At 63.0% G+C, this 21,297-nt stretch carries 31 protein-coding genes and 2 tRNA genes; 19 read left to right on the top strand and 14 right to left on the bottom strand.

Annotation, left to right across the window (positions count from 1 at the left end; translation table 11 throughout):
- The 4 genes from ybgF (at position 1) to CT3_RS21380 (ending at position 2,361) form a co-directional block, all read left to right on the top strand.
- Positions 1 to 768 (top strand): tol-pal system protein YbgF, encoded by a 768-nt coding sequence (ybgF, locus tag CT3_RS12550; RefSeq protein WP_083520237.1) that lies wholly within the window; start codon positions 1 to 3, stop codon positions 766 to 768.
- Positions 768 to 1,601 carry a tRNA threonylcarbamoyladenosine dehydratase gene (locus tag CT3_RS12545; RefSeq protein WP_066532980.1) on the top strand — a complete coding sequence of 278 codons (834 nt, stop codon included), beginning with the start codon at positions 768 to 770 and terminating at the stop codon, positions 1,599 to 1,601. Before ybgF ends, CT3_RS12545 begins: the two co-directional genes overlap by 1 nt.
- Before the next feature lie 62 nt (positions 1,602 to 1,663).
- Positions 1,664 to 1,739: transfer RNA gene (locus tag CT3_RS12540), tRNA-Lys, on the top strand.
- A 79-nt stretch (positions 1,740 to 1,818) separates the two neighbouring features.
- The gene (locus tag CT3_RS21380) at positions 1,819 to 2,361 is read left to right on the top strand and encodes a hypothetical protein (protein WP_098066174.1); all 543 of its coding nucleotides are present in this window, start codon (positions 1,819 to 1,821) and stop codon (positions 2,359 to 2,361) included.
- A gap of 158 nt (positions 2,362 to 2,519) precedes the next feature.
- On the opposite strand, the gene CT3_RS21375 is transcribed toward CT3_RS21380, so the two are convergent.
- The 8 genes from CT3_RS21375 to CT3_RS12510 all read right to left on the bottom strand — a co-directional run bounded on the left by CT3_RS21375 (position 2,520) and on the right by CT3_RS12510 (position 7,529).
- Positions 2,520 to 2,684 (bottom strand): hypothetical protein, encoded by a 165-nt coding sequence (locus CT3_RS21375; protein WP_172591790.1) that lies wholly within the window; start codon positions 2,682 to 2,684, stop codon positions 2,520 to 2,522.
- Positions 2,685 to 2,902: 218 nt separating this feature from the next.
- Entirely contained in the window at positions 2,903 to 3,421 is a 519-nt protein-coding gene (locus CT3_RS12530) for an MgtC/SapB family protein (protein WP_066532969.1), read from the bottom strand.
- A 620-nt stretch (positions 3,422 to 4,041) separates the two neighbouring features.
- Entirely contained in the window at positions 4,042 to 4,362 is a 321-nt protein-coding gene (locus CT3_RS12525) for a hypothetical protein (RefSeq protein WP_127446227.1), read from the bottom strand.
- A gap of 413 nt (positions 4,363 to 4,775) precedes the next feature.
- Entirely contained in the window at positions 4,776 to 4,931 is a 156-nt protein-coding gene (locus CT3_RS21370; protein WP_172591791.1) for a hypothetical protein, read from the bottom strand.
- Entirely contained in the window at positions 4,928 to 5,113 is a 186-nt protein-coding gene (locus CT3_RS12520; RefSeq protein WP_066532967.1) for a hypothetical protein, read from the bottom strand. Before CT3_RS12520 ends, CT3_RS21370 begins: the two co-directional genes overlap by 4 nt.
- 381 nt (positions 5,114 to 5,494) lie before the next feature.
- Positions 5,495 to 5,641 carry a hypothetical protein gene (locus CT3_RS21365; protein ID WP_172591792.1) on the bottom strand — a complete coding sequence of 49 codons (147 nt, stop codon included), beginning with the start codon at positions 5,639 to 5,641 and terminating at the stop codon, positions 5,495 to 5,497.
- A gap of 793 nt (positions 5,642 to 6,434) precedes the next feature.
- On the bottom strand, positions 6,435 to 6,962 hold the full coding sequence (locus tag CT3_RS12515; protein WP_066532965.1) for a GAF domain-containing protein: 528 nt from the start codon (positions 6,960 to 6,962) through the stop codon (positions 6,435 to 6,437).
- Between the two features lie 273 nt (positions 6,963 to 7,235).
- Positions 7,236 to 7,529, bottom strand: a complete 294-nt coding sequence (locus CT3_RS12510; RefSeq protein ID WP_066532963.1) for a hypothetical protein — start codon at positions 7,527 to 7,529, stop codon at positions 7,236 to 7,238.
- An 856-nt stretch (positions 7,530 to 8,385) separates the two neighbouring features.
- On the opposite strand from CT3_RS12510, the gene CT3_RS12505 reads away from it, so the two are divergent.
- Both CT3_RS12505 and CT3_RS12500 read left to right on the top strand, forming a co-directional pair.
- Positions 8,386 to 8,658 (top strand): hypothetical protein, encoded by a 273-nt coding sequence (locus CT3_RS12505; protein ID WP_141891753.1) that lies wholly within the window; start codon positions 8,386 to 8,388, stop codon positions 8,656 to 8,658.
- A 200-nt stretch (positions 8,659 to 8,858) separates the two neighbouring features.
- Positions 8,859 to 9,416: a DUF1003 domain-containing protein gene (locus CT3_RS12500; RefSeq protein WP_066532959.1), complete on the top strand. Its 558-nt coding sequence runs from the start codon at positions 8,859 to 8,861 to the stop codon at positions 9,414 to 9,416.
- 622 nt (positions 9,417 to 10,038) lie between these two features.
- Here CT3_RS12500 and CT3_RS12495 read toward each other — a convergent pair.
- Positions 10,039 to 10,251, bottom strand: coding sequence for a hypothetical protein (locus CT3_RS12495; protein ID WP_066532957.1), 213 nt, complete (start codon positions 10,249 to 10,251; stop codon positions 10,039 to 10,041).
- 579 nt (positions 10,252 to 10,830) lie between these two features.
- On the opposite strand from CT3_RS12495, the gene CT3_RS21360 reads away from it, so the two are divergent.
- The 5 genes from CT3_RS21360 to CT3_RS12475 all read left to right on the top strand — a co-directional run bounded on the left by CT3_RS21360 (position 10,831) and on the right by CT3_RS12475 (position 12,996).
- A complete protein-coding gene (locus tag CT3_RS21360) occupies positions 10,831 to 10,953 on the top strand; it encodes a hypothetical protein (RefSeq protein ID WP_255503299.1) in 123 nt (40 codons plus the stop codon).
- 823 nt (positions 10,954 to 11,776) lie between these two features.
- Positions 11,777 to 11,995, top strand: a complete 219-nt coding sequence (locus tag CT3_RS12490; RefSeq protein ID WP_066533348.1) for a hypothetical protein — start codon at positions 11,777 to 11,779, stop codon at positions 11,993 to 11,995.
- Positions 11,996 to 12,028: 33 nt separating this feature from the next.
- A complete protein-coding gene (infA, locus tag CT3_RS12485; protein WP_066532953.1) occupies positions 12,029 to 12,298 on the top strand; it encodes a translation initiation factor IF-1 in 270 nt (89 codons plus the stop codon).
- A 57-nt stretch (positions 12,299 to 12,355) separates the two neighbouring features.
- On the top strand, positions 12,356 to 12,607 hold the full coding sequence (locus CT3_RS12480; RefSeq protein WP_066532949.1) for an RNA recognition motif domain-containing protein: 252 nt from the start codon (positions 12,356 to 12,358) through the stop codon (positions 12,605 to 12,607).
- Positions 12,608 to 12,810: 203 nt separating this feature from the next.
- A complete protein-coding gene (locus CT3_RS12475) occupies positions 12,811 to 12,996 on the top strand; it encodes a hypothetical protein (protein WP_066532948.1) in 186 nt (61 codons plus the stop codon).
- A 460-nt stretch (positions 12,997 to 13,456) separates the two neighbouring features.
- Here the strand turns inward: CT3_RS12475 and CT3_RS12470 are convergent, their stop codons facing one another.
- Positions 13,457 to 14,074: a LexA family protein gene (locus CT3_RS12470; RefSeq protein WP_066532947.1), complete on the bottom strand. Its 618-nt coding sequence runs from the start codon at positions 14,072 to 14,074 to the stop codon at positions 13,457 to 13,459.
- An 80-nt stretch (positions 14,075 to 14,154) separates the two neighbouring features.
- Between CT3_RS12470 and CT3_RS12465 the strand changes: the two genes are divergently transcribed.
- From CT3_RS12465 to CT3_RS21355, 8 genes are all read left to right on the top strand, one after another.
- The gene (locus CT3_RS12465; RefSeq protein WP_083520212.1) at positions 14,155 to 14,526 is read left to right on the top strand and encodes a transcriptional regulator; all 372 of its coding nucleotides are present in this window, start codon (positions 14,155 to 14,157) and stop codon (positions 14,524 to 14,526) included.
- On the top strand, positions 14,523 to 15,506 hold the full coding sequence (locus CT3_RS12460; RefSeq protein ID WP_083520211.1) for a YdaU family protein: 984 nt from the start codon (positions 14,523 to 14,525) through the stop codon (positions 15,504 to 15,506). Before CT3_RS12465 ends, CT3_RS12460 begins: the two co-directional genes overlap by 4 nt.
- Positions 15,496 to 16,152 (top strand): DUF6475 domain-containing protein, encoded by a 657-nt coding sequence (locus tag CT3_RS12455; RefSeq protein WP_066532942.1) that lies wholly within the window; start codon positions 15,496 to 15,498, stop codon positions 16,150 to 16,152. The genes CT3_RS12460 and CT3_RS12455 overlap by 11 nt, the downstream gene beginning before the upstream one ends.
- Entirely contained in the window at positions 16,149 to 16,481 is a 333-nt protein-coding gene (locus CT3_RS12450; protein ID WP_066532941.1) for a hypothetical protein, read from the top strand. Before CT3_RS12455 ends, CT3_RS12450 begins: the two co-directional genes overlap by 4 nt.
- Positions 16,474 to 16,887, top strand: coding sequence for a recombination protein NinB (locus tag CT3_RS12445; protein ID WP_066532939.1), 414 nt, complete (start codon positions 16,474 to 16,476; stop codon positions 16,885 to 16,887). Before CT3_RS12450 ends, CT3_RS12445 begins: the two co-directional genes overlap by 8 nt.
- A 98-nt stretch (positions 16,888 to 16,985) precedes the next feature.
- A complete protein-coding gene (locus CT3_RS12440; RefSeq protein WP_141891751.1) occupies positions 16,986 to 17,429 on the top strand; it encodes a hypothetical protein in 444 nt (147 codons plus the stop codon).
- A gap of 305 nt (positions 17,430 to 17,734) precedes the next feature.
- Positions 17,735 to 17,932 carry a hypothetical protein gene (locus tag CT3_RS12435; RefSeq protein ID WP_066532937.1) on the top strand — a complete coding sequence of 66 codons (198 nt, stop codon included), beginning with the start codon at positions 17,735 to 17,737 and terminating at the stop codon, positions 17,930 to 17,932.
- Positions 17,933 to 18,349: 417 nt separating this feature from the next.
- Positions 18,350 to 18,435: transfer RNA gene (locus CT3_RS21355), tRNA-Tyr, on the top strand.
- Positions 18,436 to 18,664: 229 nt separating this feature from the next.
- On the opposite strand, the gene CT3_RS12430 is transcribed toward CT3_RS21355, so the two are convergent.
- The 4 genes from CT3_RS12430 to CT3_RS12415 all read right to left on the bottom strand — a co-directional run bounded on the left by CT3_RS12430 (position 18,665) and on the right by CT3_RS12415 (position 21,178).
- Positions 18,665 to 19,252, bottom strand: a complete 588-nt coding sequence (locus CT3_RS12430; protein ID WP_066532936.1) for an NAD(P)H-dependent oxidoreductase — start codon at positions 19,250 to 19,252, stop codon at positions 18,665 to 18,667.
- 61 nt (positions 19,253 to 19,313) lie between these two features.
- Entirely contained in the window at positions 19,314 to 19,706 is a 393-nt protein-coding gene (locus tag CT3_RS12425) for a MerR family transcriptional regulator (protein ID WP_066532935.1), read from the bottom strand.
- Between the two features lie 237 nt (positions 19,707 to 19,943).
- Complete coding sequence (locus CT3_RS21350) at positions 19,944 to 20,081, bottom strand: hypothetical protein (protein WP_174976627.1); 138 nt, start codon at positions 20,079 to 20,081, stop codon at positions 19,944 to 19,946.
- 533 nt (positions 20,082 to 20,614) lie between these two features.
- Positions 20,615 to 21,178, bottom strand: coding sequence for an AbiU2 domain-containing protein (locus CT3_RS12415; protein ID WP_127446226.1), 564 nt, complete (start codon positions 21,176 to 21,178; stop codon positions 20,615 to 20,617).
- Between the last annotated feature and the right edge of the window lie 119 nt (positions 21,179 to 21,297).

Genomic DNA, 21,297 nt, shown 5'->3' with positions numbered 1-21,297 from the left:
ATGTCTGCTAGCTCCGAACTCCGTCTGCCGCGCCTGCGTGGTGTGTGTGCCGCCGCTTTGCTGGCGATCACTGCAACCGCATCCCAGGCTGCCCTTTTTTCCGATGACGAAGCGCGCCGTGCCATCCTGGAGGTGCGCCAGCGCGTGGATGCCATGCAGCAGCGCCACAACGACGAAATGTCGCAGGTGCGCCGCAGCGTGCTGGATCTGCAGCAGCAGATCGAGTCCTTGCGCTCGGACGTCGCACGTCTGACCGGTCAGAACGAGCAGTTGGTGCGTGAGGCGTCGGAGCTGCAGCGCAAGCAAAAGGACATTGCACAAGGCGTGGATGAACGCCTGCGCCAGTTCGAGCCGGTTCAGGTGACGGTGGATGGTCAGCAGTTCACTGCCGACCCGGCCGAGAAACGGGACTTCGACGCCGCACTGGCGCAGTTCCGTGGCGGCCAGTTTCCTGAAGCGCGCAAGGCTTTTGCCGCTTTCGTGAACGCCTACCCCAAGAGCGGCTACGTGCCCTCGGCCCGTTTCTGGCTGGGGAACACGCAGTACGCCGGGCGTGACTACAAGGAGGCGATTGCCAACTTCCGCTCCATGCTGGCAGCGGTTCCCAATCACGAGCGTGCGCCCGAAGCCACGCTGTCGATTGCGAACTGCCAGATCGAGATGAAGGACACCAAGGCCGCGCGCAAGACACTGGAAGACCTGCTGAAGGCCTATCCGAATTCGGAAGCCGCCGTGGCGGCCAAAGACCGTCTGGCGCGACTGAAGTAATGGGCGACAACCTCGCACAAGCGCTGCCGTCTTCGGCGGCGCTTTCTTTTTCCGAGACCCCGGAGGATGCCGATCTCCAGCGCCGCTTTGGCGGGCTGGAGCGGCTGTACGGGGTAGAGGGCGCTGCGCGCATCCGCGCAGCGCATGTGGTGGTGGTGGGCATCGGCGGCGTGGGCTCCTGGACGGCCGAAGCGCTGGCCCGCAGCGGCGTGGGCACCTTGACGCTGATCGACCTGGACAATGTGGCGGAGTCGAACATCAACCGCCAGATCCATGCGCTGACCTCCACCGTGGGCATGGCCAAGGTGGACGCCATGCGCCAGCGGATTGCGCAGATCAACCCGCACTGCGTGGTGCACTGTGTGGAAGATTTCGTGACGCCCGAGAACTGGCTGGAGCTGCTGCCCGCAGGCGCCCATGCCGTGATCGATGCCTGCGACCAGGTCAAGGCCAAGCTGGCCATGGCGGTGCATGCACGCAAGCGCCGCTACCCCTTTATTGCGGTGGGGGCCGCCGGCGGCAAGCGCCTGGCGCACAAGGTGGATGTGGACGATGTGTCTGCCACCACGCACGACCCCCTGCTGGCGCAACTGCGCTACCGCCTGCGCAAGGAATATGGCGCGCCGCGTGACGGCAAGAAGATGGGCGTGACCTGCGTGTTCAGCCGCGAGGCCGTGGCACCGCCCGATGCATCGTGCCAGCTGTCGCAGGGTGACGGCAGCCTGAACTGCCATGGCTATGGTTCCGTGGTGGCCGTGACCGCCACGTTCGGCCAGTGTGCGGCGGGCTGGGTGCTGGAGCAACTTTCTGCCGGATCTTCCAAGACCACCTAAATCTTCATGCTACAATCGAATTCTTCGCTGATTAAGACAACTTCTTGATTTGCAAGGCGTGTGGGTCTTTAGCTCAGTCGGTAGAGCAGCGGACTTTTAATCCGTTGGTCGCGAGTTCGAATCTCGCAGGACCCACCACAGAATACAAGCCACTGTAGCAATACAGTGGCTTTTTTCTTGCCCATGTTTCATGCGCAAGTGCCATGTGCAAACCTCCATGCGCACCCCGCTCGATGTAGCGTACTTGCGGTTTTCTGAGACCGGTGCCGCTCAGTTTGGGGGCGGCTGGGGCGCGGCACGGCCGGCGTCGCAGCGTGGTGTGGTCATGCGGGCATTCACAAGCAAAACCCCGCAGTGGCGGGGCTTGGGAAGGCGCGAATGCGGTGAACGGCGTGACTTGTGTATGCTCGGTTGCGTCATCCACCCAATGAGCACCATGCGCACACAAAGTCCTTCACGTTTGCTTCCGGGCTATCTTTTTGGCAGCCATTCGCTGGGGACCGTGTTCTGGGGCGGTGTGGGTGGTTTCGCCGTCTGGCTTGCTGCCATGTACATCGCGGCCACCATGGTTCCGTTTCTCAAAGCCATGCTCTGGGTGTATTTCTTCGTCTTCATGTTCGCATGGTGGGCTGCGACCTGGAAGTCTGCCGACCGATACGCGGGTCCGGTGGTATGGCAGCGAAGCGCAAAGACCGCGGTGGTTGTGACCGCGCTGCTGGTGGCGTCACTGGTGCTGTATGGCGGCTTGGTGGGGCGTTAACAGACGCACGGGTCGCCAGACCCGATAGCACGCTGCAGCACTGGATGGATGTGGCTGCTGGGGTTGTTGGGGCGTGGCGTGGCCACGGGGCAGAAACAGAAAACCCCGCACGGTGGCGGGCTGGCGGGACTGGCGGGGCGGGTGGTGTGGGGGCTTGTTCAGTGAGACTGCATGGCCTGTATCAGCCTGGTCGTCTCTGCGTCTATGTCTGCCTGGCTTTTTGCCCGTTGGGCCTTGGACAGCTGGTGGGCCAGCTCCGCATCACTCATTCCGATTGCGGCCGCGATGCCTTCGCGAATTTTGGACGCATCCAACTGGCTCAAAGCCAGTCCCTGTTTGGTTACGGGGCCCAAGGCGCGTATGAAGTCGGCCGAGTCGGCGTGGACGTTGTGAGGCGTGTGTCCGGTCATGCAACGACGCTCGCATGCAGGCCGTTAAATCCCAGTATGGGTTTCCTTTTAATAAAGTGTCTGTGGAGTGATTGGTCGGGGTTGTGTGATCTCGGTTGTTAGCGAGACCGATGTGTGACCTGCTCCTTTGCTCAGGGCTGGTCTGATTTCGGTGTCTGTCTGGATGGGCCGCTTTTGGTCAGCATGGGAATCACGCTCAGGATCAGGAGCGCAAAGATGGTGCTGATGACTGCGGTGGCTTCTTCACCGAGTCCTGCACAGACACCGATAGCGGCGGTGAGCCACAGTCCGGCGGCAGTGGTCAGGCCTTTGACATGGGGGGCTGCGTTCTCGCCATCGGATTTCAGGATCGCTCCGGCACCAAGAAAGCCGACGCCGGTGATGACCCCTTGTACGACGCGTGCCGCATTCGCGGTATCCACCCCGGATTGCAGCGATACCAGCACGATCAATGCCGATCCCATGGCCACCAGCATATGGGTGCGCAATCCGGCGGCTTTGCCGTTGGCCTCCCGTTGCCAGCCAAGCAGCCCGCCCAAGACGGCGGCCAGGAACAGGCGAACCACGATTCTGGTGGCCTGGGCAGCGTCTGGTACATCGGAAAACTCACTGGCAATGGTGCTGGTGATGGCGTGGAGCGTGTCATTCATGGATGGGTCCTTGGATGGGCGCACAAGCGACCTTGAAGCAAGGTGCTGGCAAGCAGGTCAAGCCATTTTGGTTGCGCTGTAGACATGCTGGGGTAGGCCTAGGGCGCCAAAAGACAAAGCCCGCGCGGCATGTGCCGGGCGGGCTGGTGGGGAGGGGGTAAGGGAAGGGCACAGGGGCGCAAGCAGATCTGGCGCATGTGCGGATTGCGTGAACTGCTCTTTAAGCAAATTGCCTTGCATGGGGGGAGCGTGGGGGGCATGGGGGCGGCCATTGCATTGCACGCAGCCATGTGGCCCAGACGGGCAGTGCAGGAGCCTCACCCCGGGTGTGCGGCGTACCTCCACGTCTCTGACGGCAGGCCCGCTAGGACATACCATGACAGGACAGTAAAGCCTCCTTGCCCGCAAGCATGCAAGATCGAGGCAGTTCGGTGCGGAGGTTTTGCCTGCCTGTGCAGCCGTGCTATGCAGGGCGGCTGTGTGCGGGGCAGGCCATTCCCGCCCAGGCCAGGCTGGGACAGTCCCGTCCGTGGCGCCTTCAGGCGCCGCAACAGGCCCTGCCGCTTCCCATCACACAGGTGCCGACGAGGAGGGGAGGGGGGCTGCAGGGCAGGGCGTCGTCACTCTTCGTTCAATTCGCACTTGGCGTATTTGACCGCGTCCTCCGCGTAGGCGTGGGCGGCCTTGTGCGCTTGCTGCACGTAGCGCTTGAGCTCTTCCACGTAGTTCTCCATCTCGCGCTGGTATTTGTCGACCTCCCATGGCAGGCAGGTCTTGATGGCGGCGCAGTACGGTTTGAAGGGCCTGGAAGGCAGGGAGGGCTCTGAATAGGAGCTCATCGATGGCTTGTAGCAGGACGCCTGTGCCGACAGCGGCGCCAGCAGCAAGGAGGGGATTAGCGTCAGCAGCAATTGCCAGGGCAATGGTGGGATGGGGCGCATCGTGTTTCTTTTATTGGTCATGAAAAAGGTACAAGAGCGGCTGGCGAGAAACCGTGGTGCGCAGATCGGCGATCTGCGAGCGCGCCGCCTGGAATCTGTTGGGCGCGTGTTCACATGCCTCAGAACTCTCGAAAGAATACAAGCCACTGCAGCCATGCCGTGGCTTTTTTCTGGCATGTTGTACGGGTGCCGCGGTGGTGCCCACTCCGACCATGTGGCTCCGCGTCGAGACACGGCTGCCCAGCCTTTGCTGGACTATGGGGCGCAGCGCCGTTGCTTGGCCTGGGAGTGGTTGGCGATGCGGTGCCTGTGGTCACCCAGCAACAAACAGCCGCCAGCAACGCAGCAACAGCCCGGGCGGTGCCTGCCTCTGCGTGGCTGGTGGCGTTGTTGTGCGGTGGTGTCTGTGCCGATCAGCTCTGGCCCAAGACGATGGCGGCGGCCGCGGCCAGCGCGAAGGCGCTGATGGCCAGCCACAGCAGCAGGGCCAGAAAAAGAGAAGCCCGCAAGGCAGCGGGCTGGTGGTGGGGGCGAGGTGCGGTGTGGGGTGGTGACGGGGTGGTGCTCACGCAATACCTTTGATACTGTCCATGGCTTGTATGCCGACGGTGGTGATGCTTGCGATGACGCTGCCGGCGTGCAGCAGGGCGGCGGTGTAGGCCGCGTTGCGGGTGCTGAAGGTGCTGGGGCTGGGCTGGCCGTTGAGGATGTAAATGAAGCGTATGGGGTGCATGGAGTGCATGGAGTGCATGGGGTGCTCCTGGGGGCAGCCGATAAGCCGCCAACAAGCCGCTGATACCGCCGTCGATACGTTGTTGCGCTGCTGCGCTGCCTGGCCGTACGGGATGAGGATGTGCGGCATGTCCTGAACGCGCTGCCTGTGGCGGCAACACCTGGTTGCGATGGCAAATCGGTGGCTGCCGGGTGGTGTGGGTGGCAGGGGCTAGAGAGGGGGGCTTTATAGCTGGGTGGCGGCCAGCACCGCGGCGATGAGCAGGGCCAGAAACAGCAAAGCCCGCTTGAGGGCGGGCTTCTTCTTGCGGCGCGGCAGGCGCTGGAGCTGGATGGGGGGTGCCATGGCGGTCTCCCATAAAAACCGCCTCGGTGGGCGGTTCGTGGTGCGGGGGAGTGCTCAGAAGGCGTCAACGCTGTATTCGCCGAAGGGCAATTCCTCTGCCAACAGGCTCATGACTTCTTCCGGGGAGCGCGGTTCAGGCATCTCGGGGATGACCTGTTGGGGCTGGAGGTGCTCGTAGAGGGCGGCGGAAAAATGCGTCATGCTGGGCTCCTAAGGTTGGTATCAATATCTGGGTCGTGTTTATCGAACGTCTCCGGTCCGCATATGGTTGACGAGTTATTTGAACGAACCATGACAGTTAACGAAGAGTTACTTTTGCCGACGGCCGGGCGGTGAAATCGGCGAGGTCCGCAGCGGCCCGGGCCTTGCCCAGTGCTGGCCGAGTGCCAGTTGCCTGTGGCTGCATGTGGTGTGGGCTTGCACCAGGGGATGTTGGTGCAGTGCTGCGGTTGGTAGTGCATGAGGTGCGTGGCACGCTGTGCGCACAGCTCCGCAAACGTCGCAGCACACATCGCCTCACACCACACACATTCCACACCGGAGGCCTTTGGGTGGTGGACTGGCCGATTCCTGGCGCGTGCCGTGAAGCGGTGTCCTGTGTGGCGTCGCTGTGGCGGATGGCGCCGCGGCCCCCCCGCTTCCCATGCCCCAAAACCTGATGCGCCATGCTGCCGCGGCCTTGGCGTTCGGAGCTTGGTGCCCTGCGCCGGGTTGGGCCGAGGCCCACAAGCGCAGGGTGCCGGGTGGCCAGGGTGCGGCTTATCCGGATGCGAGCAAGTGGCCGGGCAGCAGTGCGTGGGCCATGCCGCCCGTCCTATCCCGCGCGGCCCGCCAGGGGCGCCGCCGCGCAGGCAGCACGGGTGCTGGATTGCGCATTGCGCCGTGGCGTGTGGCCGGTGTCTGCAGACCACCTGCGGTAGAGGCCGGGGAGGCCGCACAGCGCAGCAACGCTGCGGTGTGGCCGCAGCCCCAGTCGCCGTCGCCGTGTTGCGGCTCAGGCCACCAGGGCGGCGCTGCTGGCCTGGTGTTCCACCTTGGCGGTGCCGTCGCGCAGGGCGCGGGTGTTGATGTAGCGCGGCAGCAGGCGGGCGGCCTGGCGCAGGAATTCGTATTCCGAATCGTCCAGGGCCAGGCACTGGACGTCGAAGTGGCAGAGGGTGCCGAACAGCTCGCCGTAATTGTCCAGGATAGGCAGGCCGTGGTAGGAGCCCAGGGCCCCCTGGAAGCGCAGGCCGTCGAGGCGGCGGTCACGCAAGGTGTTGGCGGTGGAGAAGCCGTTTTCGCGCAGCACGAACTGGCAGAAGCTGTCTTGCAGCGGCACTTCGATGATGTCGGCCGGGATGTGCTGGCCCTGTTTGTCAAACAGGTAGAGGTTGCGCAGCATGCCGTCCTTGAGCTGGTACACGCCCGTGTAGCGGTGGGGCACACGCTTGTTGAGGAAGGCCAGGCCGGCAGGCCCGTCCGCCTTCAGGATATTGGTATAGGTCTGAAGCGCATCGTTCGCGGTAGTGGCGTTCGTCATGGTCAACCTCCTGTCGGGCATGAAATTTTGCGCGCTGCTGCGCTGCAGTCTGCTTGCCGTTCGGCGTGGACACGGGCGGACCCGATCGGCGGTGCTGGCCGGCACCGCTTGACAGCCGTATGTCTGATCGCTCCTGCGCGCATGGGCGTGGGTGGGGGGGCGGCATGGTGTGGCTGGGTTTCATATGGCGGTGCAGCCAGCGGGAGTCAGCGGGCAAGAAGGCCGTTGCGTGAGAGAGGGAATGGGCGGGCGAGCTGTGTGGGTGGGGCTTGCTCAGTCGCTGAAGCCGGCATGGCGTTCCACCAGGGCATCCTGGCGCAGGGCCTGGCGGTGCACGTCGTAGGCGTTGAGGATGGCCTCGTCGATGCCGGGCTCCAGCAGCGGGGCGATGTTCACGCCGCGGTGCCAGATGGCGGGGACCGAGAGGTCAAAGTCGTCACTGTAGTGGACCAGGGTGTCCAACGTGACGCCTTCGACCGTGACCCGAAAGCGCACCGTGTCGGGTTCATAGGGCGGCAGGGCATCTGCAGCGGCGGGGATGGCGCGCAGCGGCAGTCGTGCGTGCATGGGGGCTCCTGTGGTGAAGATAAAAAACCGCCCGGCGTGCGCGGGGCGGGGCGGGTATGGGTGGGTACGGGTAGGTGTAGGCCGGTCACATGCAGCGGCCGTGTGCGCAAGAGTGCCTTGCCTTGCGGCATGCAGACGGATGCGGAAGGCAAGGGCTGGATGTGTCCCCGGCAGGGGGGCGGTTGCTGTTGCAGTCGCCTGCGTCTGTCCCAGGTTGCTGCGCCAGCTTGCCGTGCCGGTGTGATGGAGCGGGCGAGCGATGGATTTCGCTGAGCGGCCCTTAATCACCGGGTTTACATGATTTACAAGCAGCATATTTACGTGCTTGCAAGTGAAGCAGAAGCTGACCGCCCCCTCTCATGTGAAAGGACTGTCAGATGTGTAACTACTGCTTATGGGCGCGCGCCGGGATCGCGGCGGCGGTGCTGGCATTGACGGGGTGCATGTCGCCCCCAACGGGAAGCCAGGATGGCAATGCCACCCTGGTCTCCATGAGCGATCGGCCCGTGGACCGGGGTTGGGACTGGCTGGAGAGCCGTCCGGGTAGCGAAGGGCCACGCCGTTGAGACAGGGAGTCCAGGTCACAGCACTGGCTGTGCGGGCGATCAATCCTTTTTTATGGTCTTGGTGGCGCGCCGCATGAAGGGGCTGCGCGCCACACATCTTCTGAAGATGCGTCTGCATGTAAGAGCGTATTTGTTACATGCTCTGTCCCCGGCACCGGCCAGACTGTAGGGTTGGCTGGGTAGGGCCCGTGCAGGGTTGGGACGGCGATTGCATCGCATGGCGTCACGCCATGTGACGCGACCGAACGCGGTGCCGTGCCGCAGCCTCAGTGACTGGGATTTGGCGTGCAATGCCACCGCTGCCTGCCCGGTGGGGGCGCAATCGCAGCGCATCGGCGATGCCGGACCGTTCCAGGCGCCGCGATACGGGGTGCGAAAGGAGTGATGGAATCCAGCTGGGCATTGCCTGGGTGCAGGCCTGGGGGTCAGAGCCGGTCCGGCTGCTGCTGCTGCTGCTGCTGCTGCTGCTGCTGCTGTCATTCGGGCAGATCGTCTACAACGGTTTGTGCGTGCGCACCGCGGCCGGCAGAATCCAGACCCGTATCCACACACCATGGACATAAAAAAGCCCGCCGGGCCGAAGCGGGGCGGGCTAACTTACTTCGGATGAAGCAAGGAGGGAGAGTGTTCAGGTGTCCAGAGCATGGGCGTGTCCGGTGTTGTAGCGCAGCCAATGCCGGTGTGGACTGCCACTAGGCAAGCTGGCAGCAGCCGTCTATCTTTGATGCCGGATTGCAGCTGTTTCAATAAAGGAGCATCCAGGATGCCAAGCAAAGAGCATTTGCGGACCCGGCTGGACATGGGCGCCGTGGGGGCGCTGGACGCCAGTGCCAGGAAGGTCACGGAGCACATCGCCCACAGAAAGCACATCTCGCGCAATGTGGCGCGGGAGCTGGAGCTTCCATCGCCCAGCCTGGGTCAGCGCGCTGCGGATGCGGTGGCGGCGTTTGGCGGGTCCTGGACGTTTGTGCTGCTGTTCTTTCTGACGATGCTGGTGTGGATGGGGCTGAACACCGCGTTGCTTGTCTTGCGCGGGCACACGTTCGATCCCTACCCCTACATTCTGCTGAACCTGGTGCTGTCGATGCTGGCGGCCATCCAGGCGCCCATCATTCTGATGTCGCAGAACCGGCAGTCCGAGAAGGACCGCATCCGGGGCGAGCACGACTATGAGGTCAACCTGAAGGCGGAGCTGGAGATCATGCTGCTGCATGAAAAACTGGACGATCTGCAGCAAAAGCAGTGGAGCGAGCTGATCGGCCTGCAGCGTGAGCAACTGCGCCTGCTGACCGTCTTGGCCGAGCAGAACGACCGCCGCTGAAGGGTGAGCCGGCTGGCTGCTGGCCATGCAGGCGGACCGTGCAGGCCACCTGGAGAGCCGCACCATCAAGAAAGCCTCGGGGCTTGCTTCATGGCCCCGCTTTACCCTGCGGGAGCAGGTGCGTGCGCAGGCAGCACGCTAGCCGGTAGCGGTCATTTTGAAATCTCCGTGGAAAGAGGGGCCCGCGTCGTTGGGCGTGGGACATGGGGCGCCGGGCGTGCGGATCCGAGCCTGTTTGCCGGGTGGGGTGCCCAGGGGCTGTGTATTCCCTGCGCTGGCTGCGCGGTGGCTGGCTGTTGACCACGGCCATTGCCATGGCGGTAGCGGTGGCACGGGGCGCGCGCAGGAAGAGGCGTCTTGTGCGGCCACAAAAATGCCCGCACAGGGCGGGCATGGGTTTCTTGGCTGAGGCACTAGCTTTGTTGCTTCTCTCTCACTCCGGGTTCTTGTTCTCTGTCGCCCTGTTGCCGTTCGGGCTCTTGGTCGTTGACGGGGTAGCCAGGGCGTGGCGGAAGCGATGGATGCGGCTGCGTTTGGGGCGTGGCCAGTGGCGGCGGCCACGCCGTTTCGGTTGCGGCAGTCATGGCGCTGACTCCTTGCTGGCCTGCGCGGCCAGCAGCGGTCAATAGTCTTCCTCTGCCGTTCTGCGCCGGTGGGGAACCCTGGCGTCCTGCACCAGTTCCTGGGGGTGCCGGCTGAACTCCGGGGGCTCCAGCGATGCCTCTTTGTCAGGACGGTAGGTGAAATGATCGCCCGTGTACCTGTCGTCTTCCGTGTCTGGGCGCTGTGTGCTGGGGTTGCCTAGGAAGGCAACGATTCTGTTGAGGATCGACATATGCACCTCCGGTCCTGCAGAAGCAATCGGGATCAATTGCATCCCTGTACGGTACTCTCTTTCCCGCCCGAAAACCGTTCTGCAGGAAACTCTTACATTGGCGCCGTGGCCTGCACTGTCATCGGCCCCAGTGCACGGGGAGGGCAGGGTCTTAAACCACAGCGCTCTCGGGGGAAAGCGCTCTGGTTTGGCCGTATCGCGTGACGGCTGGCACTGCAGGTTCTCCCGGCCGCTGCAGGCCTCCACCCCCGGCCTGGAGAGGGCGCAGACCTCGGCGGCTGCTCAGCTCCGGGATTCCTTCGCTGCTCTCGTCATTGGCTTGATCGCGTCTGCAACCCCTGCTGCGCTCCCTTGGTAGCTGCCCCCGCCTTGGTGTTCTGTCGGCTGCGGCCGTGTATCACCGGGCCTGGGGTGTGGTGCAGTGCGTTGCTGCGATGGATGAAGTATAGAAATGCTAGTCTTTTAGTGTCAAGTAAAAATAGCCTCAAAGTAAAATATTTCTATCCTTTGCGTTTTGAGGCCCAGGCTGACGCCAGAACAACCGAGGTGGCGCTATACCTGCGGCAGGAGGTACACCCCATGGCCACAACACCCAAAGACCCCAGCAAAGACCAGGACCCGAAGCCCGAGCCAATTGATCCGCCGGACGATGCCCCACCGGTGGAGCTGCCGGGCGATCCCATGGACAAGCCGAACGTGTAGACGCCCACCGCGCGCTGTGGTGCGCAGGCGCCGTCCCGAGCGATCAAGGGCGATACAGGGCGATACAGGGCGGTGCAGTGCCGTGTAGGGCAGGGGGGGGCTGCGTCCGCATGGCACGGGGCCGGGATGGAGCGGCGCGGGCGCTGCCATGGGGCCTTGTGCATGTGCGCGCCGGTGGGGCAGACCACTGGCGCGGTGGAGGTGGCGGGCCCGCATGCGGCAGCCCAGGCCATGGGCAAGCGCCGGGCTGCGGTGCTTGTGTGATGTGTTTGTCTGTGGCGTTTGTCTGTGGCCTTGAGTGGGCGTTCGGTGGGCGGGCCTGCGGTGCGGCAGCCAGCGCAGCGGGCACCGTCGCCGGGTGTGCAGTGGGTGTGCAGTGGGTGTGCAGTGGGCATGCGCCGCACACCAGGGTGGGGCAGTGACACAGGTTCGCGGTGGGATGGTGGCGCAGTGGTGGCCTGGTGCGTTGGTGTGTGGGTGTGTGGGTGTGTTGGCGCGCTGGACGTGCGAACCACAGGCCGATTGCGCCATGGGGCGGGCGCCCAGTGTGCTGACATTGGCGCATGGATCCCCCGGCCGTGTACACTGGTCCCACTCGCTGTCCTGTCTTTCGCCCCAGCAGCGCCTGTCTGACATCCACGCCGCCCACTGGCCGCTGGAATCCGCCCCTTCATTGATGAAGCCCGCGGTGGTCACGCTCCCTCTGGCGAATCCCCCGCAGATCCCGCACCCTGTTTTGGATCTGCCCCCCTCGTGTGCCCCTTGCCGGGCATCTCTTCCCCTTTTGCTGGTGGCATGCGCCCGTTCGCGTGCCATCCCCTGCATGCTGCATAAAAAAACCAAAGAGCAGATTGGCCACTACCTGGTCACCCCGTTTCCCATTGCCACCGAAGGCGGTGGCTTTGTGGGCGCGGTTTCCATACGCCGCGGCAAATACGACCGCGTTTTCCGCTTTATTCCCCAGTTCGCCACTGAATCGCTTGCCTCCAGTTACGCGCTGTCCGAAGGACGGAGCATGGTGCAGAGCCATCGGCTGAATTAGGACCCTCCGCTACGCCACATCCAAAGGAGATACATGGCCAAAGAAGAACTGATCGAAATGCTGGGCCGTGTGGTCGAAGTGCTGCCCGACTCGCGTTTCCGTGTCACGCTGGAAAACGGTCACCAACTGATTGCCTACACCGGCGGAAAGATGCGCAAGTTCCGCATCCGCGTCCTGGCCGGCGACAAGGTCACGCTGGAGATGTCTCCCTACGACCTGAACAAGGGGCGGGTGACGTTCCGCCATATCGAGACGCGCTCGGGCTCCAATGGCCCACGCCCTCCACAGAAACCCCGTCGATAGATTTTTGTCGAATTTTTACAGGTCTGCTTCCATGCAGACCGTCACTGAAAGAACACCATGCAATCCAATCTGTACGTTACCAATCTGGCCTACACCATCACCGACGACGCACTGCGCGCGCACTTTGAAAGCTGCGGGCATGTCAATTCGGCACAGGTCATTGTCGAGCGGGATACCGGTCGCGCACGCGGCTTTGGCTTTGTCGAAATGGGCTCCGACTCCGAAGCGCAAGAAGCCATCCAGAAGCTCCATGAGCAGCCCCTGGGTGGGCGCATGATCGGCGTGGCGCTTGCCCGCGCCCGCAAGTAAGCCCGGCTGTCTTCTCAAAGGCTCGCACACCGCAAGGGGGCGAGCCTTTTGCACGTATGCACATCCCCTGGGATGCAGCCACGCAGCCCGCCGACTGGCCAGCCGAGGGGCTGCCTTGGTGCCCGCACTGCCTTCTTGCGGCAACGCGCTGAAGGCATGCAAGGCATGCGCGGACCTTCAATCTGAGTGAAAGCGATATTCTTATGGGCAAAAAAAAAGATAGCACCGTCGCTCGCATCGTGGCGCCGAAGGAATGGGAGCTCAAGCGCGCGCAAGAACGCATCACCTATCCACCCGGGTATGCGGGGCCGATCCAGATGGACTGGCGCGTGCGTGAGACCTATTCCGCCAAGGACCTGGATTACCGCGGCCGGACCAAGACCGAGTGACTGCGCGCAGCGGGCTGCAGTGCCCGCGCGGTGGTGACCGCCCTGCGCGGCTGTCGGCAAGGCAGGGAGACTGGTGGCCGTTCTGCCTGGCTGGGAAGCCGGCCTGACCGCCTGTGTCCGGATGGCCGTGCTGCGGCCACGCATTGGCTGGCCTGAAGCGCTTGCCTGCACATTGACGTGCCATGGGCGGGGCGAGGGCGTGGCATCGCACCGCGCTGCGCTGCAACAGGGCGGCGCATCCACCTGCCAGGACGCCGGCAGGTGCGGGCGGTGCTGTGGACATGAAAAAGCCCGCGCAAGGCGGGCTGTGCGGGCCGGCAAGGCTTGTGTGGCCGCCGGGCCTGGGGTGGCACAGGGCTGCCGCACGCACGGCAGAGGGGCCCGACTGTGGGTGCTGCGCACGGGCCATCCATTCGGCGCCCTCCCACTTGGCGCCCATCCACTCGGCGTGCAATCCCCTTTAAAACACCATGGAGTCCGGTCCCACCGAACCGGCGACGCGGCAGATGCATTCCACCTCTTCGCGGGAGATGGTCATGGGGGCATAGCCGTTGTTGATGCTCAGCAGCTGCACCTCGTCGCCGCGCATCCAGTTGAGCTGCTTGAGCAGGCATTTGCCGTTGGTGAGCTTGACCACCACGTCGCGGCCTGGCTGGGCTTCGATGCTGGGCGTGACCACCACAAATTCCCCGGCGCGGTAGCGCGGGTGCATGGAGTCGCCCTTGATGCGCAGCGCGTACGCCTGGGGGTCGCCCGTCCAATATTCCACAAAGCCATCCGGCACCGGGTCCTGCACCAGATACCCGTCGTCTCCACCTTTCACACTCCCTGTCACCGGCACCATCCTTGATTTTTTTAGTTCTAGAGCCGGCTCCACGTTCGATTCCACACCCCCCAGGGCGGGGGGCGGGAAGCCGGTTTCCCTGGATATGGCCTCAATCAGGTCGAGCTTGGGCTCGTGCTTGCCGGTTTCCCAATGGCCGACGTTGGCCTTGGTGCGGCCCACGGCCTCACCCAGCTGCTGCTGCGTCCAGCCCTTGTGGCTACGGGCAGCCTTGATCCAGTCTTTGATATCCATGGCACGATAGTAAAGATTTTCTATACTTCATGGGCTAGTAATGCTTGTCTTTGTTGGCTAGTAATGCTAGCCTTGCGTGCATGAAGCATCCCATCGAGAAGGCGGCGGAAGTCGCCGGTTCAGAAAAAGCCCTGGCAGACCGCCTGGGCGTGACCAAGGCCGCGGTCTGGCAATGGAAGCAGCCTGGGCGCAGAACGCCGATCGAGCATTGCGCGGCGATCGAGCGGCTGTGCGGCCATGCCGTCACACGCCGTGAGTTGCGGCCGGATGACTGGCAGGCGATCTGGCCGGAGTTGGCCGAGCCCGGCAGCGTGCCCGCCAGCGGGTCGGCCACCAGCCAGGCCGCAAGCCTGGTCCCGGGATCGGCGGGGCAGGGGGCGGCCATGCCACCGGCAGATTGCCCCGCCGCAGAACCGGCGCGCAGCACTGCGGCGCAAGGAGGACGGCCATGAATTACTACCCCTTCCATATAGGTGACTACCGCAGCGCGACCATGCACCTGAGCAATGCGGAGGACCTGGCCTACCGCCGTGTGCTGGACTGGTACTACGACACCGAACAACCCCTGCCGCTGGACACCCAGTGGGTGGCCCGGCGCCTGCGCGTGGAGGCCCGGGATCTGGACACCGTGCTGCAGGACTTTTTTGTGCGCACGGGCGAAGGCTGGGTGCATGAACGTTGCGGCCAGGAGATTGCGCAGTTCCAGCAGATGCTGGCCAAGAACCGCGCCAACGGTGCCAAGGGCGGGCGGCCCAAGAAGGCCGTGGAAACCGACCCCCAACCGGTGGGTTGGCGGCCGGTGGGCGCCGGGGTGGCGGCGGCAACCCAGCCCCAAGGCAACCAGGAACCAAGAACCAGAAACCAGGAACCAGAACACCCCCTGGCCCCCGACGGGGCGGCGGGTGGGGGCACCCCGCCCAAGACGCCTGCTGCGGCCCCGCGCCATCCTGTCCATCCTGCCCATGCGGACCATCCGAGCGGACGTGCCGACCCGGCCGATCTGCCCGCACCGCATGCACTGCCGCGCCCCACGGGCGACAACAGCCACCCGCTGGCCGGCACGGTGTGCCAGCTGATGAAGCGCCTGGGCGTGGGGCTGGTCAACCCGGGCAATGCCAAGCTCAACGCCCTGCTGAACGCCGGGGTGGGGGTGGGCCAGTTCGAGGACGCGGCGCACAAGGCCCTGGCGGCGGGCAAGAGCTTCAGCTATGCGCTGGGGATTGTGGAGCGCGAGGAGCGGGAGGCGCGGGCGCTGGGCGCCCAGCTGCAAAAGCCCCGGGTGGCGGCGCAGCCGGTAAACCGGCAGGAGGCGCTGGAGGCGCGCAACCGCGCCGTGGGGGATGCGTGGCTGCAGAAGATGCAGGCCCAGGCGCAGGTGCAAACACCGACGCAGACGCAAATGCAGACGCAGGGGGCCGGCCATGCGCGCTGACGAAATGCCAGCGTTCAAGGACCTGCTGACGGACGCCATGGCGTACTACGGCAAGGACTGCAGCGCGTTCACGCTGACTGTGTGGTGGGGGGCGTTGCAGGGCTGCGAGCTGGAACAGGTGGCCACCGCGCTGCAGCGCCATGCCATGGACCCCGAGCGCGGCCAGTTTGCCCCCAAGGTGGCCGACCTGGTGCGGGTGCTGCAGGGCACCAGCACCGACCGGGCCGCGCTGGCCTGGGGCAAGGTACACGAGGCCATGAGCGCCGTGGGCGCCTACCGCGATGTGGTGTTTGACGACCCGGCCATTCACGCCGTGGTGGAAGACCTGGGCGGCTGGCCCAAGGTGTGCCGTACCGACATCAGGGAGCTGTCCTATCTGCAGCACCGCTTTCAGGAAGCCCACCGCGCCTACACCGCGCGCGGGCAGTGCGACTACCAGCGCCGCCTGGCGGGCGACCGCTCGCCCGACCATGAGTACAGCAGCCGGGGCATCCCGCTGCCGCGCCCGGCGCTGGTGGGTGACCCGCAGCGGGCCATGGCGGTGATCCAGCACGGCAGCATGGCGGGCAAGACACGGATTTCCACTTTGCCTGCGCAGGCCATGCGCCTGCTGGCCGGCGCTTCCCTGCAAGAGGTGCGGGCATGAGCGGCGCTGTGACCTTGGCGCAGATCCATGCGCGCTGCCGTGCCGATGGCGGCTGCTGGATCTGGCAGGGGGCGCTGATTCGCCAGCGGCCGTACCTGAGCGTGCACGAGGGCGGGGTGCGCTTCAACCGCCGTGTGCAAAAGCAGGTGCTGGAGCTGACAGGCACGGTGGTGCCTGCGCAAGCCCGCATCACCCAGCGCTGCGGCAACCCGCTGTGCTGTGCACCGGCGCACCAGCAGCTGGAGGCACCGCGGGTGCAGGCGGCTTTTCTGCAGGCCCTGCAGGGCAACCCCTGGGCGCCTTTGCTGTGGAGGGCGGCCCATGTCTGAGCAACTGGAGATCGATCTGTTCAGCCGCCGGCAGGCCTGGGTGGCCATACGGGCGCAGCTGTTCCCGTTTCTGGCCCAGGCGTTCCAGGGTTCCGGCCGCTGGGTGCTGACGGTGGCGCGGCGCAAGCGCAGTCGGGCCCAGAACCGGCGTTACTGGGGCCAGGGTGTGCTGGCGCAGATTGCGCAGCAGGCGGTGGTCAACGGCCGCCAGTACGACGCGCAGACCTGGCACGAGCTGCTGAAGCGGCGCTTCATCGGCGTGGTGGAGCTGCCCGATGGCGCCGTGGTGGGCGCCAGCTCCAGGCGCCTGAGTCCCGCCGAATTTGCCGCGTTCTGCGCCCGGGTGGAGGCCTATGCCGCATCCGAGCTGGGCGTGACGTTTTACGACCTGTGGGAGGGCGGATGAGCCGGCGACGCGCACCGTGCACGCTGCCCGCCCCCAGGAAGCCTACCCAACCCGACCCACCCTGATTCCCCCAACCAAATCCAAGCCAATCCAACCCGATGGTTCAAGCGACTGAAAGAAAGAGAAGACAGCCCATGCAGACAACAAACCAAGGCTATGTGGACTACCAGCACATTGCACCCGAACACGCTGCCATCCATGAGCGGCTGCAGAACTGGCGCCGCTGGGTGTCCGGCAAAGGCGCATCCTGGACCGCGCACCCCATGTGGCGGTACCTGAAGGAAAAAGAGGAGCGCGAGCGCGGCACCATCACCCTGGCGGTGGATGCCATTGACGGGCACCTGATGGAGAAAGCGGTGTATGCGCTGCCGGAGCGGCACCGCTTTGCAATCCGCTGGTGGTATGTGTACAGCGGCAATCCAGCGAAAGCGGCCCGCCAGGCGGCGGTAAGCAAGGCGCGCCTGGCCGAGCTGGTGAAAGAAGGCCGCGCCATGCTGTGCAACCGCCTGCGGGCGGTTGACGGCAGGGAGGATTTCAGATAACGTACGCGCATCGTTAGCACCAGCACGGAACGAACCCGGTTTGCGCCGGGTTGGCTGCGACCCCCGGTTCCAACCAAACAAAAAGCCCGCCAGGTGTGCCTGCGGGCTTTTGTGTTTTGGGGTGTGGTCCAGTGGCTCTGGTGCCGTGGTGAAGCTGTTGAGGTGGGTGTTGCCGACCGCTTGTCCCCCACGGGCAATGCGCTGATGACGCTGTCGGAGACGGTGTGTGAAGCTTGCCCCAGAAATCAATGGGCGCGGCGGCCTTGCACCTCTGGACCGGGGTGCCCGCTGCAAGAGGGGTCACCATGTTGTTTGCCATTGGCGCCAGCATCGTTCTGTGTGTGTACGCCGTCAGCTGGGGCTGGCTGGAGCGCAACGACTGGCATTGGACGGTTTCCACGCACCGCCATGTATTTCTGATCTGCCTGGTGGTGGTGGTTTATTTTTCCGGGGTGGCCTGTCTGCTGACCACGGTGCTGAAGTCTTTTCTGCGGTTTGTGTAGTGCTGTGTAGCCCTCCCGTGCAAGCGGGTGTGCTGCAGCCATTGCCCGCTCCTCATACCAAAGCCCTGGCGGGTCTGCCGGGGCTTTTTTGTCGGCGCTGCCAGCGTCGGCGGGCCATGGCACCTGTGCTGCGCTTGGGGCTGCCGCCGCCACGGCGGGCAGGGGGCGTGCATTTGTCCTGCTGCAGCTTGCGTGGAGGCGGTTGCGGGCAGTCCGTGCGAATTCTGTTTGCAATGGCTTGCGAAGCCAGAAAAACTGTGGTAACGTACGTCCATCGTTAGCAACAGCGCAGAACGAACCCGGTTTGCGCCGGGTTGGCTGCGACCGGATTCGCTGATGCCACCAAGCCCGCAAGGTTCGCCTGCGGGCTTTGTTGTTTACGGATGTGGTGCTATTCAAATGATAGAATCACGGCATGGATTGCGAGCAGCATTGGTGACTGCAGCGGACTGTAAATCCGCCGCCCGCAAGGCAACTAGGTTCGATTCCCAGGCAATCCACCAGCATACAAAGCCCTGACCAGCGATCGTCGGGGCTTTTTTCTTACCGACACTGCCATGAAGTTGTCACACAGAGGCGGCAAGATGCAGTGGCTGGGAACAGGTCGGGCCGCTGAAACGCTGCTTTGCCCCTGGCGCTAATTCCAAAGCCCTGGCCTCATGCGCCAGGGCTTTTCTGTTTCTGGCTGCCGCCTGGTCCGGCAAGTCGCGCGGCATATTCCGGCGGGTTGGCTCAGCGTGCGCCGGCACGGGCACCCAGGGTGTGGGCCCGCTGGATCCAGCGGGCACGCGTGGCGTCGCTGGAACGGATCACCGGGCCAAAGCTGTGCACGCGCACGGGCTTGATACCGCTGAATTCCAGAATGGTCTGCTTCATTTGCCGGTGGCCCGGTTGGCGCTGCACCCAGCGGTAGTACCAGGGCGGGGAGTCCATGGTCACCAGCAGCTCTGCACTGCGGCCCGCCAGCAGGCGGTCCCACAGCGCAGAGTTGGGGCGGTATTTGAAGGCGAAGCCGGGCAGGAAGGTGCGGTCCAGAAATCCCTTGAGCAGGGCAGGCAGGCCTCCCCACCAGATGGGGTAGACCCACACCAGGTGCTGTGCCCAGGTGATGTCGGCCTGTGCGGCCTGCAGGTCGGGCTCCAGCGGCTGGACGCGCTGGTAACCGTGGTGCAGGATGGGATCGAAAGCCATGTCACCCAGTTGCAGCAGGCGCACTTCGGCGCCCGATTGGCGTGCCGCATCGGCATAGGCGTGGGCCAAGGCCGCACACAGGCTGCTGGAAGAGGGTTGTCCGAGGATGATGAGGATGCGGCGGGACATGGAGGGTGGAAGCTGGCTGAGTAGACAAGCCGCCAGCATCACCTTGTCCCGTGGGGCAGAGTCAAGCGCTGCGTCGGATGCCGAGTTGATCTGGCGCAGGACACTCGGTGGCTGTCTCGCAAGTGCTTAGTTCCAGCGCCAAAGCGGCCAGCGCGGTGTCGGCGGCTTGCAGACGCTGCAGCTCATCCGCGATGGCGCGCCGCCGGGTTTGCAGCAAGGCCAGGACGGCGGCGGCGCCGGCCGGGGTGTCCATGGTGCGCAGCGGTTGCAGCGCGGCCAGGCGGAAACCCAGCGCCAAGGCCTGGCGTATCCACTGCACGCGCTGGACATCTTCCGGGCCGTAGTGGCGGTAGCTGCCTTGGCGCGCCACGGTGCCGAGCAGGCCGTGCGCTTCGTACAGCCGCAGCGCCTTGGGGGTACAGCCTGTCAGGGCTGCGAGTTCACCGATGCGCATGGGTGGCTTTCGCGTGCTGGGAAGGGCGGCGGGTGGTGGAGAAGCAGGTGGTTGGGTGACGGGGCATGCGTGCTGGGAGCTGATTGGGCGTAGTAGGACGTGTCGCGGGTTGGTGCTCAACGGATGTGACGTAATCGCTGTGGTTATGCGTAATCCTCGATCGCTGGATACTAGCGGCTAGAAGTTAATATCAGAGAAGAGAATTTTTGTTCGGTTGAGATATTGCATGATACGCAATCAATTATCTCCAAATTCTTCAATATGACGGACTGCATCTCGCAACATACCTCCGTTTTTATCAAGAATGGACAGGTGGCGATGAACAAATAAGAGTTCATCAGCAAGAGGCTTAATATTGAATTCTTCATCTAACAAACGAAATTCTCCGGTATCCAAAAAATAGGCTCGGAAGAAATGCCCAGGAATTCCATCAATTTCTGGCTTAGTGCCGACGAATTCAGGGCGGACGTAGCCAACGACTCCACCAGATAAATATTTATCCAGTCTCTCATCGAAATGTTCTAAAGCATTACGAAGATCCCTGTTGAACAGTGGGCTGGCTCTGTCATTGAGAATGAATCTCTAAGGCGCTTGCCACGTGCCTCGTGTCCCTTACGGATAGGCCAAAAATATCGTGACAGTGAAGCGCTTTGAAGCACAATGTTTTGTAGTTCGTTTAGCACCGACTTAACAGGAAGTTTCGTAATATCTTCCTGTGTTACCTGTATTGGCAGCGTGCTGAATATATTTTCTAGGCGAGCTATTGATTGAGTCGCTGAAACGCTGTTGAATAGCATGCTTTGGATATAAAACGCCTCAAATGGAGGCCAAATGGCTGATTCTTTTGATTCCATGGAAAGACTGTAGAAGTTGATGTTTGTGGGGATTGAAGTCTGAGTTCGATTAATTTATTTCCGTCCTTTTGATAAAGCTTTTAGCATATTGAAAGTCGCTTTTTCTGCTCTGTTTCCGTCGAATATAAGGTTGTTGATGCCCAGTTCTCTGCTAGTTTCGTTAATCGCTTGACAGGCTGCGTCGATCAACATTTGGAGTTCGTTGGGTGTAACGCCATTTAGTCTGTAAACGTCTTCGCGTGTGATACTGTGTTCATTATGCGCAACAGATTTATTTCGGATTCTCATTACATTTTCAACTGTATCCTGGTATGGTGCGAGAGCCTGCGAAAGGCTTTCGGCCAGTTCGTTCATACCTTCTGTGCAGAGCGCCTGTTTAAATTTCTGAATACCGGCCACACGACTGTCACGATCAAAAATTTTTGCTAGAGAAAGTAAGAAAAGCGTGTAGTGGCCAGAATTTGATACGTGGAAGAAATCGACATAACTAGAATCATTCATGGTTTCGTAGTATTTTGGTAAGGACTTATTTCGAAGTGCCCACCATACCTGAAAATGTGCTCTAGCCTTGTTTCCTTCTTCTATCAAGGTGCTAGCGATTTTTTGCGCCTTAGTCATCAGTAATAACTCATGCTTTCTCTTAATGGGAATCGTTAAATCAGCAAATAGCTGAGAAACTCTGGGTTCGGTGTAGTTCTGCTTGCTGTGTGACTACAGATATTTATTCATCAAATTTC

This window comes from Comamonas terrigena NBRC 13299 (assembly GCF_006740045.1).
Classification (GTDB): domain Bacteria; phylum Pseudomonadota; class Gammaproteobacteria; order Burkholderiales; family Burkholderiaceae_C; genus Comamonas; species Comamonas terrigena.
The sequence above is the reverse complement of the archived record's forward strand: the minus strand, read 5'-3'. Positions and strand labels throughout refer to the sequence as shown.